The organism is Symbiopectobacterium purcellii (genome assembly GCF_019797845.1).
GTDB classification, from domain to species: domain Bacteria; phylum Pseudomonadota; class Gammaproteobacteria; order Enterobacterales; family Enterobacteriaceae; genus Symbiopectobacterium; species Symbiopectobacterium purcellii.
Window position 1 is genome coordinate 4709539 of sequence record NZ_CP081864.1, and the last position, 19261, is coordinate 4728799.

Sequence of the window (19261 nt, forward strand, 5' to 3'; positions counted from 1 at the left end):
TTTTTACCACCTCGTATAAATATATAAAAAAAACAATATGTTAATAGGAAATCCACAAGATTCCCTAATGAGGTGTAATCACGTAAAGAGAAAGGCAACAACACATACGCCGTTATTTATAAGTCTAGTCAATAAAACAAAAAGCACGGGCCGAAACTTAAAATTTTCCTTTATTTTTTATATGAATAAGTTATGACACAGTTGTTAAAGATTCTATTCTGCCTCTCTTCACGGTGCGCCAATGCTTTTTGCAATACGGCGCGATAATCTGGCTGAAATGGCAGAAAAAACGTGCAAATTCTCTGCGCAGTCCGTGCTTATCCAGCGTCGTTCGCGTTACAATTGCCGATGCATGTCCCCCTTGCATGCGCAGTGAGGTATTTTTTGCATGGTCAGCCAAATCGATTTGATTCTCTCGTTACTCCAGCAGATGTGTGTCTATCTGGTGATTGCCTATTTGCTGAGTAAAACGCCGCTGTTTATTCCGCTGATGCAGGTCACCATTCGTTTGCCGCACAAGCTGGTGTGCTATCTGGTGTTTTCCATGTTTTGCATCATGGGTACCTATTTCGGCCTGCATATTGATGATTCCATCGCCAATACGCGCGCCACCGGTGCCGTGCTGGGCGGGATGCTAGGCGGACCATCGGTCGGTTTTCTGGTCGGTTTGACCGGTGGACTGCACCGTTATTCCATGGGGGGAATGACGGCGCTGGCTTGCATGGTGTCAACCATTACGGAAGGGTTGATCGGCGGCCTGCTGCACCGTTATCTGCTACGGCGTAACCGTATCGATATGCTGTTCCAGCCGCTGGTGGTAGGGCTGACGGCGCTGGTCGCCGAACTGCTGCAAATGATCATCATTCTGCTGCTGGCGCGCCCGTTCGACAGCGCGGTTGAACTGGTCAAAGACATTGCGTTGCCGATGATGATCACCAACACCGTAGGCTCCGCCATGTTTATGCGCATCCTGCTCGACAGGCTCGCCATTTTTGAAAAATACACCTCGGCGTTTTCTGCCAAGGCGCTGCAAATTGCCGCGCGCGCGGAGGGGGCGCTACGCCAAGGGTTCGATCAGCAAAACAGCATGCGCGTAGCGCGCATTCTTTACGAGGAACTGGGCGTCGGTGCCGTTGCCATTACCGATCGCGATAAGCTGCTGGCGTTTATCGGCCTGGGTGACGATCACCACAAGGTGGGCTCGCCGATTACCTCGCTGCACACTCACCGAGCCATCGACAATAATCAGGTGGTGTACGCCGACGGCAATGAAGTGCCCTATACCTGTTCCGTCTCGGCCCACTGCAAGCTCGGTTCGACCCTGGTGATCCCACTGCGCGGCGAAGAGCAGCGGGTGATTGGCACCATCAAGCTGTATGAGCCTAAGAACAAGCTGTTTTCCAGCATCAACCGCACGCTGGGAGAAGGTATTGCGCATCTGCTGTCAGCGCAGATTCTGGCCGGGCGTTTCGAGCAGCAGAAACAACTGCTGGCACAGTCAGAAATCAAGCTGTTGCACGCACAGGTCAATCCGCACTTTCTGTTTAACGCGCTCAACACGCTTTCCGCCGTCATCCGGCGCAACCCGGATCATGCGCGGCAACTGGTGCTCTCACTTTCCACCTTCTTTCGCAAAAACCTGAAACGCAGCAACGATGAAGTGTCGCTGCGCGATGAGATGGAACACGTTAACGCCTATCTGGAAATCGAGAAGGCGCGTTTTGCTGACCACATGACGGTAGAGATTACGCTGCCGGAAGAACTAATGGATGCGCGTTTGCCTGCGTTTTCGCTGCAACCCATCGTGGAGAACGCCATTAAACACGGTATTTCGCAGATGATAGAGAGCGGCCATATCCACATCAGCGGCCGCTACCGCGCCAACACGCTGGAACTGATGGTCGAGGATAATGCAGGCACCTATCAGCCACCGACAGGGGGTGACGGTCTGGGCATGAATCTGGTCGACCGTCGCATCAAGGCGCGCTACGGCAACCGCTACGGCATTACCGTTGAGAGCAAGCCCGATACCTTTACTCGCGTGGAAGTGCGGATTCCGCTGATTCAACCGAAAAAGACGCTGGCAGATATCGAGCGGGCGGCGTAGGGGATTGTTCGGCTATTTCACGTATCAGGAAACGCCGCGCGGCCGTCCTCCCCGCCGGTAACGTCCAACGCATCGCGTAAGCTATCCCCGAGGTACTGGCAGGCAGCAACCACCAGCACGATGGCGATCCCGGCAGGCAGCATCTGTTCCGGGTGCACCATCATCACGTTTTTCGCTTCCCCCAGCATCGCCCCCCACTCCGGGGTAGGGGGCTGCACGCCCAGCCCGAGAAAAGAAAGTGCCGAGAGCAGCAGGATAACCGCACCGCTGTCGGTGGTTGCCAGCACAATCAGTTCTGCCGCCGTCACGGGCAACAGGTGGCGCCGAATCAAATAGCCGGGAGAAGCCCCCAGCAGGCGAGCATAGTGGATATAGTGTTTATCGCTATACTGAAGCACAATGCCACGCACCATGCGGGCATACCACGCCCACTTCACCAGCACCACCGCCAGCAGGATATTTTGCAGCCCCGGCCCCAAAATGCCGACCAGCGCAAAGATCATCACCTCACCGGGAAAAGAGAGCATCAGATCGCACAAACGCATTAGTGCCGCATCAATCCGCCCACGCAGGTAACCCGCCAGCATGCCGAGCACGGTGCCGGTCAGCATGGTGACGGACATCGCCAACAGGGCAACAAACAGGGTATTCCGGATACCAAACAGCAAGCGCGACAAGACGCAGCGGCCAAGGTGATCGGCCCCCAGCGGGTAATTCAGACTGATGCCGTGATATTTATCGCGCCAGGAAACCAGCAACGGATCGTGGGGTGCCAGCCAGGGAGCGAATAGGCCCGCCGCCGCTACAACCAGCAGAAAAACCAGACTGAGCAGCGCCAGCGGATCGTGTGCAATACTGCGCAACAGGCGGCGAATCATAGCGCAACCCCGCGACGCAAACGGGGATCGAGCCACATCAGTAGGATATCGATGAGAAAATTGCCCACCACAAACAGCAACGCCATTAGCAACACATAGGCTTGAATTATCGGGTAATCACGCTGAAAAATCGCCGAAACACACAGACGCCCTAACCCCGGCCAGGAAAAAATGTTCTCAATAATCAGCGTACCTGCAAACAGCTTCGGAATACTCATACCGAGCGCGACCAACGGCGAGTACAGTGCATTGACCAGGACGTGACGCCACAAAATACGGCCTGCACTCAAACCACGCGCGCGCGCATAATCAACATAAGGTTGATGCAGGTGAGCCAACATATTGGCACGCAGCAGCCGTACATAGGTACCCAGATAGCCCAATGCCAGCGTTAATGCCGGCAGGATAACCGCCCCCGGTGCATCAATGCCCCCCACGGGCAGCCACTGCCATTTCACCGCCAGCAGCCAGAGCAGCAGCAGTCCCACCCAGTAATTCGGCATCGCTGTCAGAAAAAACAAGCCAGCGCGCAGCAGCTTGTCTGGCCAATGCCCGGCGCTCACCACACACAGTGAGGCAATCGCCAGCGATAAGGTAACAATCATCGCCAGCGCCGTTGCCGCCAGCCACAGCGTTGCGGGCAGCGCCTGCGCCAATTCATGGCTGACTGCCGTACGCGTCACAAACGATGTGCCCCAATCCAATTGTACACAGCGCGCCAGCCAGCGCAGATACTGTTGCCACAACGGTGCATCCAACCCCAGCTCCAGACGTAGCGCAGCAATGGCCTCCGGCGTCGGAACGATCATATTGACGCGTAAGGCCACCTCCGCCGGATCGGAAGGTGATAATTGGATAAGCAAAAAAGTGACAACGGTAATCAGGAGCATCAGCGGCACCATCAACAGCAGCCGATGCAACACATAACGCCCCATTACGCTCGCCCAGACCTATCGAAAGTACATCTTTTCAAAGGGGATTTCATACTGCGACGGATTAAAGGACCCCCCCTGTAACGCAGGACTAAACACCGCTTTGGTACGCGAGTAGGTCAGTGGGATATACACCCCTTCCTGCGCCAGCGTTAAAAAGATCTGGCGATACAACGCCTGGCGTTTCACCTCATCGGGCTCTATCAACACAGCACCGATGTCAGTATCGATCTCCGCTTTATTCGGTAGCCCTTTTTGCCCCTGATAATCTGCGTGCGCCGGAATACGAAACGACGACACATAGGATTGCGGATCGTAAGGCGTGCCCCAAGAAAGCGAATACTGAATATCAAAATCGCCAGACTTCTGCCTGTCCAGATACGCCTGTTTTTCCTCGCCCAACAGATCGACAGTGACGCCTATCTGTCTTAAATCACTCTGCACCACCTCGGCAATCTGCCGTTCACCCGCGTTATTGCTGTTGTAGGAGAACACCAGACGTAACGCAACGCCCTGCTTTTCTCGCTGCGCCGCACCTTTAGGCAGCACCCAGCCAGCGGCGTCCAACTGCGCCGCTGCCCGTGCGCTGTCAAAGGTATACATCGGCAAATCGGCAATATTAGCGTAAGGCACCGTGCGCGCCAGCAGCGTGTCGGCCACGCTTTCACTGCCAGACATCACCCCTTGCGCAATCGCCTGTTTGTCCACCGCATATTGCAACGCGATGCGCACCTGCCTGTCAGATAACGCAGGACGACTGCTATTCAACACCAAGGCGCGCGAGGCAATAGGCGCACTGAGCAGCGTGTTAAAGCGACCTGCCGCTTGCAGTGCAGCAAAGTTATCACCGTCCAGCATGTCGCCATCGGCACCGAAAATCAGTTGAATATCGCCCTTCTCGAAGGCCATCAACATGCTTTGCCTGTCAGGGATCACCCGCCAGACCACGCGCTGCAACGCTGGCGCTTTGCCCCAGTAGTGCGGGTTTGCAGTGAAAATCGCATATTGATTTTTTACCTGTTCGCTGAGCAGCCACGGCCCCGTGCCCGCATAGTCGCTCACCCCCTCTTTGGTTTGGCCGTTGATAAAGTTTTTCGGAGAGATAAAACGAAACGGCCGCGTCAGTCCCAGTTCCACCAAAGTCGGGTAGTAGGGATGGCGTAAATGCAGCACGACGGTAGCATCGTCAATAACCTCAACGCGTTCGATCTGCCGCACCAGTTCCAGCCAGGCATGGCGTTGATAATTAGCCAACACCGCATCGATATTCAGTTTTACCGCCTGGGCATTGAACGGTTCGCCGTCGCTGAAGGTGACGCCTTGTCGCAGATGGAAGGTATAGGTTTTGCCATCCGGTGAAATCACCCAACGATCCGCCAGCCAGGGTTGTACCCCGCTGTCGGTGTTCACCACCAGAGACTCAAAGACCATATTCTGCGCCGCCATCTCACCACTGTAGAGATTCGGGTTGATATCACGAATTTCCTTGGTGCTGGCGTAATTGAGCGTCGTGGACGTTTGCGCCGTCGCACTTGCCACGCCCAGCAACATCAGCGCTGCCAGAAAAAATCCTGCTATCGCTCGCATACAATGTCCCTATTTCTCTGCACACACCATAAACATCGGCGTCGAGGCATAGTTAACTTTTTCGGTCTCATCCCACAGCGTGTCGCCAACACGGGTATCCAGCATGATTTTATGGTAGCCACATTGAAGCAGCGCCTGGGTATCCCACTCAGGGCGGTGCTCACGGCTGAGCGGCAGTTGGCGTGCTATCGCCTCCATGGCGCTGGTGTCCGTATTCACGTAGTGATCGTCCAGCCCGAGATAGCGCGCATTGGCACGATCGTCCAGATAGCCGAGACGTGAGGATTCATCAAACAGTTGCAGATACCAGTTGGCATCGAAATTAAGCAGGCGACCGCCGGGGGCCAGCAGACGGTGCCACTCCCGATAGGCGCGCAGCGGTTCGGCCAGATTCCAGGTTACGTTGCGCGTGACGATCAGGTCGAACTGGTTGTCCGCCAGCGGCATCGCATGCACATCAGCGGAGACAAAATCGACGTGAACAGCGTAATGCGCGGCATTGGCACGAGCCTCGGTGAGCATCGCTTCCGTCATATCCACAGCAGTTACCCGATGCCCGGCCAGCGCCAGGGTTACGGCAAAAAAACCGGGACCGGTGCCAATATCCAACACGCGCAGCAAGGGCGCATCAGGGGCATATTCCATGATTTTTTTCAGCCAACGGGCACGCTTGGCATTCGCCAGTTCGGTGGCATTGATATGGCTATATTCGGCGGCGCGGTGCGTCCAATAACGTTGGACGTCCTGATTTAATGCGGTGTTTTCATTAACGACAAGGTCATTATCTTCAGCAAGTATCGAGCTCACTCGGTCATTCCTGTTCAATACCGTTCAGGCCGAATGCGGCAACACGATGTCGACTAGCGTGCTTGGTGCACCGAGCCCAAAGGGGAAGAGGTTATTATTGTGAGGCGATTTATAGCAGATTGATGCAGGCAGTTTAACCGCAGAGTATGAAGTTTTATAAAAAAATCATACTTCCTTGATCTTGCTTAATTCCTGCCCACATTAGCGAATGAATATCAGCACGGTATCAGGTTGAGCCGGCCGTGTCTTACGCCGGTTTGCGCCATCACCGATTCGGCAAACACTTCTACCTGGGCCGTAGTGCCGCGCAGAATCAGCGTTTCCACGCACTCATCGTGGCTGAGGTGAGCATGCATGGTAGACACGGTCAATCCATGGTGGTCGTGCTGCATCTCCGCCAGACGACTGGAAAGCTGACGTTCATGATGGTCGTATATATAGCTCAATATCGCGACACACGGGCCTTGCTTATCCTGTTCCAGCGTCATTTCGCCGAGCTCACGCCGCAACATATCGCGAAACGCCTCAGAGCGGTTGGCATACCCTTTGCGACGCATCAGCTCGTCAAAGTCCTGTGCCAGTTCGTCATCCATAGAGATGGTCAGTCGTTGCATGTTGCTCTCGTTTCGAAAAACCCATTTTGGGACTAATAATGAAAGCATTATAATAGGATGTTGACTTAAGTGATATCTTTCTTCTTCAGTTGCAGAGAGAAACGTGTGAGTTTCATATTCGTTGAACATACACACCTATTGAACACCATCATCATGTCGAATATATTTAATGTAGGAAATCAAACGATTCAGTAAAACAGCTCGGTAACAACGTAAAAAATAATAATACCGAAACTTACCCTGGCATTGCTATTGACTATTTTCTTTTCACCTGACGTTTATTTTTTATTGATGTAAAACCTTTATACTTCATCCCATCAAGCTTCGTACTTTCACTCACTGCCATTCACAGAGATAACAATCTGTGGCTTTCACAAATAAAACGATAAAAATACATATTCTGATAACAGAAATCATTCCACAGGGTTATTTACTCTATTTAGCACATCCGGGGCCGTAATTATTGACCGCACTTCACGGACAGGAGATGAACATGCAATTTGATGCACTTTTTCTTAGGGCGATGTCCAGCATGGGCATAACAACGTGTTTCGGCATTATTGGCAGTGAAGCGGAAGCGATACGCTTTGATAAAGCGCTTGGTATTACTTTTTATTTAACCCGACATGAATTTGCGGCAGGCATTATGGCAGACGTCGCAGGGCGACTCACCGGAATCCCCCATATGTGCTGGGCCACATTTGGCCCTGGATTAACCAATATGGCTACGGGCGTGTGTTCCGCCATGTTGGACCGCTCGCCCATGGTCGCCTGCTCCGCGCAAATTCCGCGCCCACAGATCAGGTTTAACCTGACGCACCAATGTATTGATAACGTCGGATTGATGGCAGGTATCACTAAATCCAGCCTGCAACTCGAAAAGGCGGAAGCACTGGGTTCTCACGTTCAAACCGCATTGCAGCGCACGCTGGATGGCTTGCCGGGCCCCGCCTATCTCAGTATTCCGCTGGATCTGCTGAAAACCGAGGTGCCGGATCGGGAGGCACTGGCAATCTTGCAAGCCGTGCAGCCCCTTACCCGGAGAAAGAAAACCAAGCCTGCGCGCGCCGATATTATCCGCGCCGCCCAGAGCATTACCGATGCAACCCATCCGATGATTGTCATTGGTAATCAGGTTATCCGCGACAACGCACAGGCGAGCGTGTGTCGTTTCGCTAAACAGATCAATGCGCCAATTATCTGTTCCCTTGCGGCCAAAGGTGCCGTACCCGACGATCACCCGCAGTTTCTCACTGCTGCCAACCAATATCTGGATAGCGTATACCGCACTTCCGTTCTGCATCCGCTGTTTGAGGGCGTCGATTTGATGATTTTGATCGGCTACGATTTCGGTGAAGATCTGAAGCCGGCATTGTGGGGCAACGATAAACCCACGCTGGTGATAAACAGCGTAGATGTCCCCATGGGGGATATTTTCCAACCGGATATTCTCTGCCTGGGCGATATGACACGTAGCCTTGATCAACTTGCCCACCACGGGTTGCCTCAGCAGGAATGGCTGGCATCTCACCAGCGATTGAAGCGTTTTTTTGACAAGCGCCAGCCCGCCGCACAGCCAGACGCCGTCACTGATATTCCACGCATTGTGGCTGCCGTGAGCACCGCGCTGGGGCGTGACGGTATATTCTGTAGCGACGTCGGACTGCACACGCAGTATGCCGGACTGCTGGCCACCACATACCACTCAAACCACTTCTTGTGTTCCAACGTCTGCGGCAGTTTCGGCTTTGGCCTGCCTGCGGCAATAGCGGCACAGATATGCCATCCTGAAACGCGCGTGCTTGCCTTTTGCGGCGATGGCGGATTTCACGCCACCAGCCAGGAACTTGAAACCCTTGTCCGGTATTCGCTACCGGTGGTTATCGTTGTTGTGGCGGATTCAGCGTTTGGCCTTATCACGTATTACCCGCATCTCAATGATGCTGACCCACAGCGTCATCTGACCGAATTTGGCCCAGTTGATTTCACCCTGCTGGCTCGCGCCAATGGCGTATCTGCGACAAAAATTTTGGATATTGCCGATTTCCCTGATGTGCTCGAGAAAGCATTCCAGACACACCAACCCCATTTAATAGAGATGCCCGTAAAATATGATAACACCCTTTTACCGCATATCGCCGAAACAGCAATTGACTGTCATCACTAAACAAGACATCCACTTATTTTAGAAAAAATGACACTCAATGACTCAGGCTAATTATCACAAACACCATTCCCGCTGAAATGCCAAGCAAATTCTCAGAGCGAATGACATCAATTATTATTGAAACGAAAAACTGAAAACAGGGTTAAGCATGTATACCCTAAATAATGCGAATTGCAGGACGACGGAAAAATTTAACAGCACCTGCGCGGGTCCCTAGGGTGAAGCTCAGGGATGAGGTTCATTTATCCCAATGCGCGTACTCAAGTAAGTGATTTGGGTGAACGGGTGTCGCCAACGCACCTGCAACGTGAAGTACGACAGATATATTTACCGAGAATGAAAAACATCACCGAGGTAAATACAGGCCCCTCTTTTTTAGTCAACAACATAAAACACATGGATCTATAGCCATCATGAATCAAAAAACAGATGCCCGTACACAGCACTTCTGCATCACTGCCAAATATCTGTTTGGCGATAACCTGTCTGGCATTGCAGAGACCGATGCCTTTTTACGGCAGCCTGATTATTCATCACGTGCTGTTGGCCATTATTATTTGATCGTGCACGAAGACGGCGGAGAAAAAATGGCATTTGCAGCACAGTATCTGCACGCCGAGTTTCCCGAGTTGTCACTGAATTACCTTACAGAAAGAGAATTGGCCGACTATCCTGCTCACGGTCGTTGGCCGTTCCACACCTGTCACTGGCCCTACCGTAACGCGTCGATAGAACACGCGCTGGCCGCCTGCAAGCCCGATTACCCGGATGCGCTGCGACAGGCGGCTTTTGCCACAACCCATATCGCTCGCCTCTACTATTTGCGTGATTTGCCCGCAAAGACGCATGCCTGGGGCGTACGTCAATTGGGCTGGGCGATGCGCTATGCAGAGCAGGGACTCAGCAAATTGCTGGGGCAGTTGGAAACGCGTCATCATAGCCCGCTGTCAGTGGCGGGAATGAATAAAGAAGACCTACGCTGGTTAACCTATACCAACAGCCATTGGCAACCCTTTGAACGCTCACTGTTAGAAAACGCGAATACCTTTCGCACCGCCGCCGCACGACTGAGTGCTATCGTCGAGTGTTATGCCCAACACATTGCCGCAGGCTACCCAGACACACAGAGCGTGATCGCTCAACGCGCGGAAACAGCACCTGCGGCGATTCACGGCATGACAGCACCTATCGTCAATGCGCTAAACGCCGCCTTCGGTGACCGTCTGCTATCGCTTTATCTGTATGGCAGCGCGGCACGCGGCGATATGAGACCGGATTCGGATATTGACCTTATGGCGGTGTTCGACAGTGTCGACCATCCCACGCTGGAGCAGGTCCGGCGTATCCAGCACCGCTTCGAGAAACTCTCGCTCTCCGTCTATAGCCTCAACACAATCCGACAATACCCCACATTCCGCCGCCATGGCTTGCTCAACGGTGCGCGCCACCTCGCCGGCCCCTTCTGTTTTGCACAGACCAGCGGCCCGTCAGATACCGTGAGCACCATATTGAATAATCTCTATAGCATCCGCCAGGTCGCACGCAGCTATCTGGTAAGCGGATGCTATGGCCAGCGGGCACATTATCAGTTGAGCCTGATGGTAAAGCTGGCCGATCACGGCTGCCTTCGCCCCCTGCAGCAGTGGCAAAGCCTTCACTACCCCGCTCACCGAAACGAGGCTATCGATTATTTTTCCGACTGTGGCTTCGCTTCCTCCCTGCTTGAACATGCCTCCCAGCTGGCGCAAGAAGAAGAGACGCTACGCATACAACTCATGGCAGGAAATCGCCAGGCACTCACGCGGCACTGGTTAACATTAAATGACTTTGCCCACCACATCGAAAACATGCTCAGGCAAAACGTTACAGGAAAGGTCAACGGAATTGATGCCGCATGCCGCTAAAAAGAGGGGGAGCGTAACAAGCGACACTAGCGCAAAAAAGTAACGGCAGGAAGTGAAAGGGAACATGCCCCGCACCGCGCGGGGCATTCAATCCAGCAAGGACTACAGCAGGATGCGCAGCATACGGCGCAGCGGTTCTGCCGCGCCCCACAACAGTTGGTCACCAACCGTAAAGGCGGAGAGATACTGCGGCCCCATGTTCAGTTTACGCAGACGCCCCACCGGCGTGGAAAGCGTGCCGGTTACTGCGGCAGGCGTCAATTCACGCATGGAGATCTCGCGATCGTTTGGCACCACTTTCACCCAATCGTTATGGGTTGCCAGCAGTTGTTCGATTTCAGATACCGGAACATCTTTCTTCAGTTTCAGCGTGAACGCCTGGCTGTGGCAGCGTAACGCCCCGACGCGGACGCACAAACCATCCACCGGGATCACGGACTGGGTGCCGAGAATCTTGTTGGTTTCTGCCTGGCCTTTCCACTCTTCGCGGCTCTGGCCGTTATCCAGTTGTTTATCGATCCACGGGATCAAACTGCCCGCCAACGGCACACCGAAATTGTCGGTCGGCAGCGTGCCACTGCGCGTCAGCGCGGTGACTTTGCGCTCGATATCCAAAATAGCAGAGGCGGGGTCCTGCAACTCTTTCGCCACATCATTGTGCAGCAGACCCATTTGTACCAACAATTCGCGCATATGACGCGCACCGCCGCCAGATGCCGCCTGATAGGTCGCCACAGAGGCCCATTCCACCAGATCGTGTGCAAACAGGCCACCCAGCGACATCAGCATCAAGCTGACGGTACAGTTGCCGCCAACGAACGTTTTAATGCCGCTGTCCAAACCCTGTTTAATCACCGCATGGTTGACCGGATCGAGGATGATGATGGCGTCATCACGCATACGCAGCGAGGAAGCCGCATCGATCCAATACCCCTGCCAGCCGCTTTCACGCAGCTTCGGGTAAACCTCATTGGTGTAATCGCCGCCCTGGCAAGTGATGATAATATCCAGCGCGCGCAGTGCATCCAGATTGTAGGCATCCTGTAACGTGCCCTGCTGTCCACCCAGCACCGGAGCAGCTTGGCCGTGTTGTGACGTGGAAAAGAACACCGGACGAATCAGGTCAAAATCACGCTCTTCCTGCATACGCTGCATCAGAACGGAACCCACCATACCGCGCCAGCCGATAAAACCAACATTTTTCATGGTAACAATCCTGCCTTGGGATGACACAAAGAATTTGGACTGCCACACAGGCAGTACTGACGGCCGACACACACTCTGTTACCCTGTTGTCGTCAAGTGAATGTCTTGCAGAACAATAGGTTTATCACACGCAAACGCGTGCAAACCGTGGCGGCAGGACTATCATGACGGCAGAGCGAGGGGTAATAAAAATCGGTTTATCACCAAACTCAGCAAATATTACATAACGTGATGACTATACCCTAAATAATTCGCGTTGCGGGACAAAACGTTTACGTTTTGAACAGCGCTTGCGCTGGCCCTTTCGGACGAGACTCATTCATGAGTCTCGTAACGCGGCAAAAGAAGGCGTCCCGATGCGCTTACTCAGGTAAGTGATTCGGGTGACTGACAGCAGCCAACGCACATGCAACGAGAAGTATGACGGATATATCAACCTTACAAAATGTATCAGAAGCCGCAAGTGAATTTATTCGATGACACCGGCTTTTTCAGCAATGAGGCTAATGCGGTGCCATTATTTAAGGGATAACAGGAGTCCACCACCACCATGAGCGAAATGATCTCAGCAACCATTCTGTTGCTGTTAATTATGGATCCATTGGGCAATTTGCCCATCTTTATGTCGGTACTGAAACATCTGGATCCGAAACGCCGACGCGTGGTGCTGATTCGTGAGATGGTGATCGCCCTTGGGCTGATGCTGATTTTTCTGTTTGCGGGCGAACGTATTCTGGCGTTCCTCAATCTGCGTACCGAAACCGTCTCGATTTCTGGTGGCATTGTGCTGTTTTTAATCGCTATCCGTATGATATTCCCATCGCAGGAAAGCAACAGCAGTGGGCTGCCCGCTGGGGAAGAACCCTTTCTAGTACCGATGGCGATCCCACTGGTCGCCGGACCGTCTATTCTGGCCGCGCTGATGCTGTTATCGCATCAATATCCGGATCAGTTGCCGCATTTAACACTCGCACTCGGTATCGCCTGGGGGATTTCATTTATCATCTTGCTGATGTCGGATCTCTTTTTACGCTTGCTGGGTGAGAAAGGCGTTGCCGCGTTGGAGCGACTGATGGGACTGATTCTGGTCATGCTGTCGACCCAGATGTTCCTCGATGGCATCCGCACTTACCTGATGAAATAAGACGGTTACTAACCGGTTTTCGCCCAGTGTGGGCATGAAAGGGATAATCACCGCTATGTTTTTGCTTACCAACGCTCGGCGCCTCCTCGCCGCTCTGCTGTTTTACAGCGGTACAACGATAGCCGCCTGTCCGACTACGGCGGGTTCAAGCCCCACGGGGTTAAGTCTGGTGCCTCTGCAACCGGGTGTGAATAATCTGGCGCTGGCACACTCGACCTCAGCGGATTTCGCGGTACTCGCCACCTTCGAAAACAACACCTCACACCCCAACCGAAGCTTGAGCTTTTACATCAAAACCCCGGACGGTTATTCATTAGTCCCCGTCCCCAACAGCGACGCCTTTATCTGGTTTGATTATCGCATTGCCGGATCGCGGCAGAAGATTTTCGATTTTCAACTGGTGCGCTATCCGCAAGGGGTGCGTTTAATCACCGCGTAGAAGGTGGGAGAGGATTTAACCGATATACAACCGGTTAAACTGCAACGTTACGTGTTGCAGGAAAGCCTCGACGACCCCGGTGTGCCGCTCTATACCTGGCATGAAGAGAAAACCGTTGTCACTACGCAATCCTATGAAGATGTCGATAGCGTGTTGACCGACAGTACGGCGCTCTGCACGTTGCTCCCCGCAGAGGCCCCCTGAGAAGCGCAAAAAACGGTGCGTCACGGGTACGCACCGTTATTCGTTATACCGGCGGCAGATCGAACAGCAAGATTTCACTCTGTTGCGTGGCGCGTATCGAGAGGGTTTCTTCGTCCCATACCGCCAGCGCATCGCTTTCGCCAGCTGCCTGACCGTTGATTTCCACCTCGCCCCGTACCACCTGAATCCACACGCGACGGCCCGCCGGCACCTGATATACCGACTGTTCTTGCGCTTCCAGCGCCCAACGCGACAGCGTCATGTCCTGATACACCTTCAACGAACCGTCGCGCGCATCGGGTGATAACACCAGTTGACGGCCCTGCGGTGCGTCAAAGCGTCGTTGCTCATAACGCGGCGTGATACCCGCTTTTTCCGGAATGATCCAAATCTGATACAGATGCAACAGCGCATCCTGACTGGCATTGTATTCCGAATGGCGGATCCCGGTGCCTGCGCTCATGATCTGAAATTCACCCGCCGGAATCTGCTCCTTGTTTCCCATGCTGTCCTGATGTTCCACCGTGCCGGACAGCACATACGTCAGGATTTCCATGTCTTTATGCGGGTGAGTACCAAACCCTTGCCCACCTTCAATGCGGTCCTCGTTGATCACGCGTAACGCTGAGAACCCCATAAAGTTGGGATCGTAATAGTCTGCAAAGGAGAAACTGTGCCAGCTATCCAGCCAACCGTGGTTTGCATGGCCACGCGCCTGCGCCTGTCGTAAATAAATCATATCGCCTCCACAAATGTTGTCGTTATGTTAAGTCTACCGGGAGGCGGCGAATAAGAAAGCGTAAAAAACTCATCGCTCAGTTCAAAAAATTTAAAAGAGGTGGTGAGGATGGGGCAAAAAAAAGCCAGCACCCGAGCTGGCTAAATAAACACTGGAAGCAATGTGAGCAATGTCGTGCCTTCACAGCGAGTCAGTCAGCGCATGAAAACACATGCGTGCGTCTCTCTGGAATGCATGACAATAATAATCATTATCATTCGCGTCTGTAAAGGATTATTTTTCCGTCGCCAGAGCGCGTGCTAATAACGTGATCGGGTGCTCACACGGTTTACTGGTCGACATCTCTACCTGCCATTTGCAGGTTTCACAGTCCGTGATCACCATGTCCACCCCACTCTCCTCTATCTGGCGGAACAGCGGCGCGCCAATTCCCTGCGAAGTGGTGTAGTTTTCCTTTTTAAATCCGTAGGTTCCGGCGATACCACAGCACTGGGATTCCAGCACCACCAGCTCCAATCCAGGAATGCGGCGCAGTAAATCCAGCGTGTAGGAAGTCCATCCCATTTTCTCCATATGGCACGGCGTGTGATAAGCCACACGCAACGGATTAAGCGGCAGCGTTTTACCTTGCTCTAACAGGCGATACAGCTCACGCGTCACCAGCGTAATGCTATCGCGCACCGCATGGTTATCGACCCCCAGCAAATGCGGGTATTCGTCACGTAGCGTCGCCGTGCAGCTTGATGACGTCGCCACCACCGTGAGATTTTTACCCTGAACCGCGCCTTCCAGATAGCCCACGTTTTGTTGCGCCTGCTTTCTCGCCTTGGCATGAAAACCGTTAGCAATCAGCGGCACGCCGCAGCACTTCTCTTTCTCCAACAGTTGCACACCAATCCCCATCGCATTGAATACACGGATCAGATCTTTGCCCAACTGTGGATGGTTGTAGTTAACGTAGCAGCCGTGGAAATAGGCGATTTGCTCGCTAAACTGTTTTTGCGCTTCGGCTTGTTGACGATACCAACGACGAAAAGTGCCGAACGAGTATTTTGGCAGCTGACGGCGGTGGTCAATTTTCAGTGCTTTATCCAACAACTGGCGCACCGGTTTCAGCCCGGTCGCCGCGTTCACTAACGGCGCAAACGGCGTGGATACCGTTCCCATCAGGTCGGTATGACTAAGGATGGTGTCACGCAGCGAAGGGCGATGCGGACTATAACGTGCTTTGGCGCGCTGAATGATATCGCCAATTTTTACATCCGACGGACAGGCCACTTCGCAGCGTTTGCAGTTGGTGCAATATTTCAGCGCCTCGTCATACAGCGCCGGATCTTTCAGACGCAGACGTTCACCGTCTGGCCCAGCCTGCTTCGGCCCCGGATAAAGCGGATTCACCCGGGAAACCGGGCAGTAAGTGGTACACACGGTACACTTGATACAGTTATCAAAACTGGTGTCATTGAGCAGGCTCATGCGACCTCCCCTTGCAGCAACGTATCGGCAACCGACAACGCGCTCAATAAAGATACCCCCGCGCCACAGCCCTGCGCCAGAGGGTCAAACCCTGCCAATACCGCGCCAATCGCATAGACACCGGGCACCGTAACGCCCTTGATACGCGGACGCAGCTTCTCGTCGGTTTCCACACCGAACAGGCGATACGGCTGAGGTGCCAGCACCTGTTCCCGGCTCCAGTCGCTACGTAGAGCGGCATAGTGCACATCAAGACCAAATACCGGTTCTACAACGCGATCAAACTCTGCCACCAACCCATTGTTAAAGAAACTGCCGCTGGCAAGTACCACCTGCTGAGCCCGCAGCGGGATATCGACGTGATTACGGGTATAAAGTGCCTTTTCTGTTTCCCCCAGAACGGCACGCTCGACTTTATCACCCGGCATCACCATGCCACCCAATTGGCGAAAACGGCGCACCATCGCCTGATGCAAGCGAACGCCCGGTAACGACGGCGGGAGCGTCGGCAACAGACTGACGGGTTTGCCCAAGGCGCTTTGCAGCATCGCCACAGCATCCGGCGTGTCCAATCCCAGGCAAGCCGGTAAAATGACGGCATCGTGATCAGCGCTCAACCGCGTCAATTCCGCCAGCAATGCGCTGGCGTTTTCCGGCAGATCCAACACGCGGGCGATATTTATCGCGCGGAACTCGCTGGGGTTACCGCGCAGACGATCCAACGCGGGCAGGCGTAAATCGGCACTCTTTGCCGCAATGCCCTGCGCTTGCAGCGCATCCGCTACGATAGAGGATTGGAAATCCAGAAAGCCTTCAATGCCCACAATCAGCGGGGCGCGCCACGCCAGCGGTTTACCCTGTTCCCGCGTAACAATTTCCGGTGGACTCAGCCAGCATGGGCGATATTTGCCGAGCGGCGTCAAGCGTAGGTGGTTATGCTGATGGCTGCCCGTCATGGTCGCGCCACAGCGCGCCAATAAAGCCTCTGCTTCTGGCACCCAACGGCGTACGGCGGCTTCCCCCATTAGCGAATAGGGATGCTCAGGAGCCTGACTTGCCAGCGCTGACAGCGCTTCAAGGGGCTGGTGAACCGGCTCACCATCCGGCAGAAAAGACAGCAGATCCAGCGATCCTGAAGAAAAATGCAGGGCGCTTTGCCCTGAACTGACAATGGCGCAGTGTTTTCCTTGCTCTGATAAACGAATACCGCAGGTGAGCCCGGCTAACCCGCCACCGATAATGACGACGTCATACCGCATGTTGTTCCTCCTGCTGATCTTCAATACTCAGCCCACACAAGCCTTGATACACCCAACTGGTGAATTCGCTTTCACGCAGCGCGTTACCCCATGCGATGGGGCGAACGCCTTTCCAGCGCTCGTTTAAAAACTGGCTCAACTGTGCCAACGCTTGCGGCGGTGTCGATTGCCCCAGCTTGCACAGCAATCCGGCGGCACGGCACGCACAAAGCTCGCCCTGGCAGGTTCCCATTCCGACACGGGTACGCCGCCGCAGATCGATCAGGTTGTTGACCTTGAGTGCGTCCACGGCATAGCGCACTTCACCCGCCGTCACCGCTTCGCATTCACACACCAGACTGCTATCGGCGTACTCACCAGACAACACGCGCGCAGCGCGGTCGCCATGGCGATAAATGGCGGAGCCGCGCAGCGGCGCAGAAAACGCGCGTGTGCCTGACATTGCGGTTGCGGGTTGCGCCGCCGATTCACTGGCTGAACCGGGCAGTGGCCGCTCTGCGGTGGTACAGCGCGCACTGTGCCCCAGCTTTTCACACACCTTGTCGGTGACCCACTCCGCAATCAGGCGATACGTCATTAATTTGCCGCCAGTGATGGTGACAAACCCTTCCAGCCCATCACGGCTGGCGTGGTCAAGCAGCACAATGCCGCGGCTTACGCTGCGCCCACTCGGGTCATTGTCGCTGGCCACCAGCGGACGCACGCCCGCATAGGCACGCAAAATGCGCGTTTGCGCCATCATCGGAGCCAGTTTCGCCCCTTCACGCATCAGGATCTCGACTTCTTGCGGCGTGACGGACATGTTGTCTATCTGGTCATAGTCCACGCGGGTTGAGGTAGTGCCGATCAGCGAAATGGTGTCACCTGGCACCAAAATGTCGGCATCGGCAGGCTTACGGCAGCGGTTGATCACCATATTGTTGATACGGTGGCCGAGAATCAGCAATGCGCCTTTGGCAGGGAACATGCGCACGCGCAGATCCACATATTCGGCAATGCGCTGTCCCCAAATGCCGGCGGCGTTAATCACCACTTGTGCGTAGAGATCGAGAGTGCGTTGTTGTTTATGGTCGAAAACGCGCACGCCGGTGACACGATCGCCCTGCCGTATCAGTCCCAGCACTTCGTGATAGGTCAATACTTCCGCCCCGTGTTCACAGGCATCCACCATATTGGCAGTGGTGAGGCGAAAGGGATCAACGGAGCCATCCGGCACGCGTACCGCTCCAATCAGCTGCGGGTTGGCAGCAGGCTCGAGGCGCAGCGCTTCCTGCGGATCAATCGCCTGCGCATTGATACCCGCCTGATGGCAGGCCGCGATAAACTGGGATTGATAGGCCAGATCGTCTTCGGGCAATGTCAGGAACAGGCCGTCAGTAGGTTCCACACAGTGCCGGGCGATACGGCGTAAAATCTGGTTTTCTTCAATACATTCGCGTGCGGATTCACTGTCGGTTACCGCATAACGCGACCCGCTGTGCAGCAACCCGTGGTTACGCCCGGTCGCCCCTGTTGCGATGTCAAAGCGCTCCAGCAGCAGGCAACGCAGTCCCCTGAGTGCCAGGTCACGCAAGGTTCCCGCGCCAGTTGCGCCGCCGCCAATCACGATAACGTCGGTTTCGCGGTAGGCTGTGCTGTTTTCCATGATGGTGTCACCTTTCCGGATCTTCATTAAGGGTATTCAGACACAGAAAAGAAAAAAAATGATTGATAAAGAGCAAATTCGAGCAAAAAACGAAAATAACGAACCGAGTATGTAACCGTTTCGCGATAAAAGTCACACCAATATGAGGTCTAT

14 protein-coding genes and 1 pseudogene are annotated in these 19261 nt (G+C 54.1%); 5 read left to right on the plus strand and 10 right to left on the minus strand.

All coding sequences use genetic code 11. From position 1 onward, the window contains the following. Positions 1 to 388 precede the first annotated feature (388 nt). On the plus strand, positions 389 to 2107 hold the full coding sequence (locus K6K13_RS21930; RefSeq protein WP_222158835.1) for a sensor histidine kinase: 1719 nt from the start codon (positions 389 to 391) through the stop codon (positions 2105 to 2107). 17 nt (positions 2108 to 2124) lie between these two features. Here the strand turns inward: K6K13_RS21930 and opp1C are convergent, their stop codons facing one another. The 5 genes from opp1C to nikR form a co-directional block, all read right to left on the minus strand. After that, complete coding sequence (gene opp1C / locus K6K13_RS21935; RefSeq protein WP_222158836.1) at positions 2125 to 2985, minus strand: nickel/cobalt ABC transporter permease; 861 nt, start codon at positions 2983 to 2985, stop codon at positions 2125 to 2127. Further along, positions 2982 to 3920, minus strand: coding sequence for a nickel/cobalt ABC transporter permease (gene opp1B / locus K6K13_RS21940; RefSeq protein WP_222158837.1), 939 nt, complete (start codon positions 3918 to 3920; stop codon positions 2982 to 2984). The genes opp1C and opp1B overlap by 4 nt, the downstream gene beginning before the upstream one ends. Positions 3921 to 3935: 15 nt before the next feature. After that, positions 3936 to 5468 carry a nickel ABC transporter substrate-binding protein gene (gene nikA / locus K6K13_RS21945; RefSeq protein WP_252120552.1) on the minus strand — a complete coding sequence of 511 codons (1533 nt, stop codon included), beginning with the start codon at positions 5466 to 5468 and terminating at the stop codon, positions 3936 to 3938. A gap of 45 nt (positions 5469 to 5513) precedes the next feature. Further along, on the minus strand, positions 5514 to 6311 hold the full coding sequence (locus K6K13_RS21950) for a class I SAM-dependent methyltransferase (RefSeq protein ID WP_222158839.1): 798 nt from the start codon (positions 6309 to 6311) through the stop codon (positions 5514 to 5516). A 215-nt stretch (positions 6312 to 6526) separates the two neighbouring features. Beyond that, positions 6527 to 6925, minus strand: a complete 399-nt coding sequence (gene nikR, locus K6K13_RS21955) for a nickel-responsive transcriptional regulator NikR (protein WP_222158840.1) — start codon at positions 6923 to 6925, stop codon at positions 6527 to 6529. Positions 6926 to 7418: 493 nt separating this feature from the next. On the opposite strand from nikR, the gene K6K13_RS21960 reads away from it, so the two are divergent. Together K6K13_RS21960 and K6K13_RS21965 are read left to right on the plus strand one after the other, a co-directional pair. After that, positions 7419 to 9092: a thiamine pyrophosphate-binding protein gene (locus K6K13_RS21960; RefSeq protein ID WP_222158841.1), complete on the plus strand. Its 1674-nt coding sequence runs from the start codon at positions 7419 to 7421 to the stop codon at positions 9090 to 9092. A 413-nt stretch (positions 9093 to 9505) separates the two neighbouring features. Next, positions 9506 to 10996 carry a nucleotidyltransferase domain-containing protein gene (locus K6K13_RS21965; RefSeq protein WP_222158842.1) on the plus strand — a complete coding sequence of 497 codons (1491 nt, stop codon included), beginning with the start codon at positions 9506 to 9508 and terminating at the stop codon, positions 10994 to 10996. Positions 10997 to 11098: 102 nt separating this feature from the next. Here K6K13_RS21965 and asd read toward each other — a convergent pair whose 3' ends face one another. Next, positions 11099 to 12202, minus strand: coding sequence for an aspartate-semialdehyde dehydrogenase (gene asd, locus K6K13_RS21970; RefSeq protein ID WP_222158843.1), 1104 nt, complete (start codon positions 12200 to 12202; stop codon positions 11099 to 11101). A 550-nt stretch (positions 12203 to 12752) separates the two neighbouring features. Between asd and K6K13_RS21975 the strand changes: the two genes are divergently transcribed. Next, positions 12753 to 13346, plus strand: a complete 594-nt coding sequence (locus tag K6K13_RS21975; RefSeq protein WP_222158844.1) for a YhgN family NAAT transporter — start codon at positions 12753 to 12755, stop codon at positions 13344 to 13346. 55 nt (positions 13347 to 13401) lie between these two features. After that, positions 13402 to 13989, plus strand: a pseudogene (locus K6K13_RS21980) (carbapenem self-resistance protein CarG family protein). Between the two features lie 43 nt (positions 13990 to 14032). Here K6K13_RS21980 and K6K13_RS21990 read toward each other — a convergent pair. From K6K13_RS21990 to glpA, 4 genes are all read right to left on the minus strand, one after another. Beyond that, on the minus strand, positions 14033 to 14728 hold the full coding sequence (locus K6K13_RS21990; protein WP_222158847.1) for a pirin family protein: 696 nt from the start codon (positions 14726 to 14728) through the stop codon (positions 14033 to 14035). Positions 14729 to 15001: 273 nt separating this feature from the next. Further along, a complete protein-coding gene (gene glpC, locus K6K13_RS21995) occupies positions 15002 to 16204 on the minus strand; it encodes an anaerobic glycerol-3-phosphate dehydrogenase subunit GlpC (protein WP_222158848.1) in 1203 nt (400 codons plus the stop codon). Further along, a complete protein-coding gene (gene glpB, locus K6K13_RS22000) occupies positions 16201 to 17463 on the minus strand; it encodes a glycerol-3-phosphate dehydrogenase subunit GlpB (protein WP_222158849.1) in 1263 nt (420 codons plus the stop codon). Before glpB ends, glpC begins: the two co-directional genes overlap by 4 nt. Then, the gene (gene glpA, locus K6K13_RS22005) at positions 17453 to 19108 is read right to left on the minus strand and encodes an anaerobic glycerol-3-phosphate dehydrogenase subunit A (protein ID WP_222158850.1); all 1656 of its coding nucleotides are present in this window, start codon (positions 19106 to 19108) and stop codon (positions 17453 to 17455) included. The genes glpB and glpA overlap by 11 nt, the downstream gene beginning before the upstream one ends. Positions 19109 to 19261 lie beyond the last annotated feature (153 nt).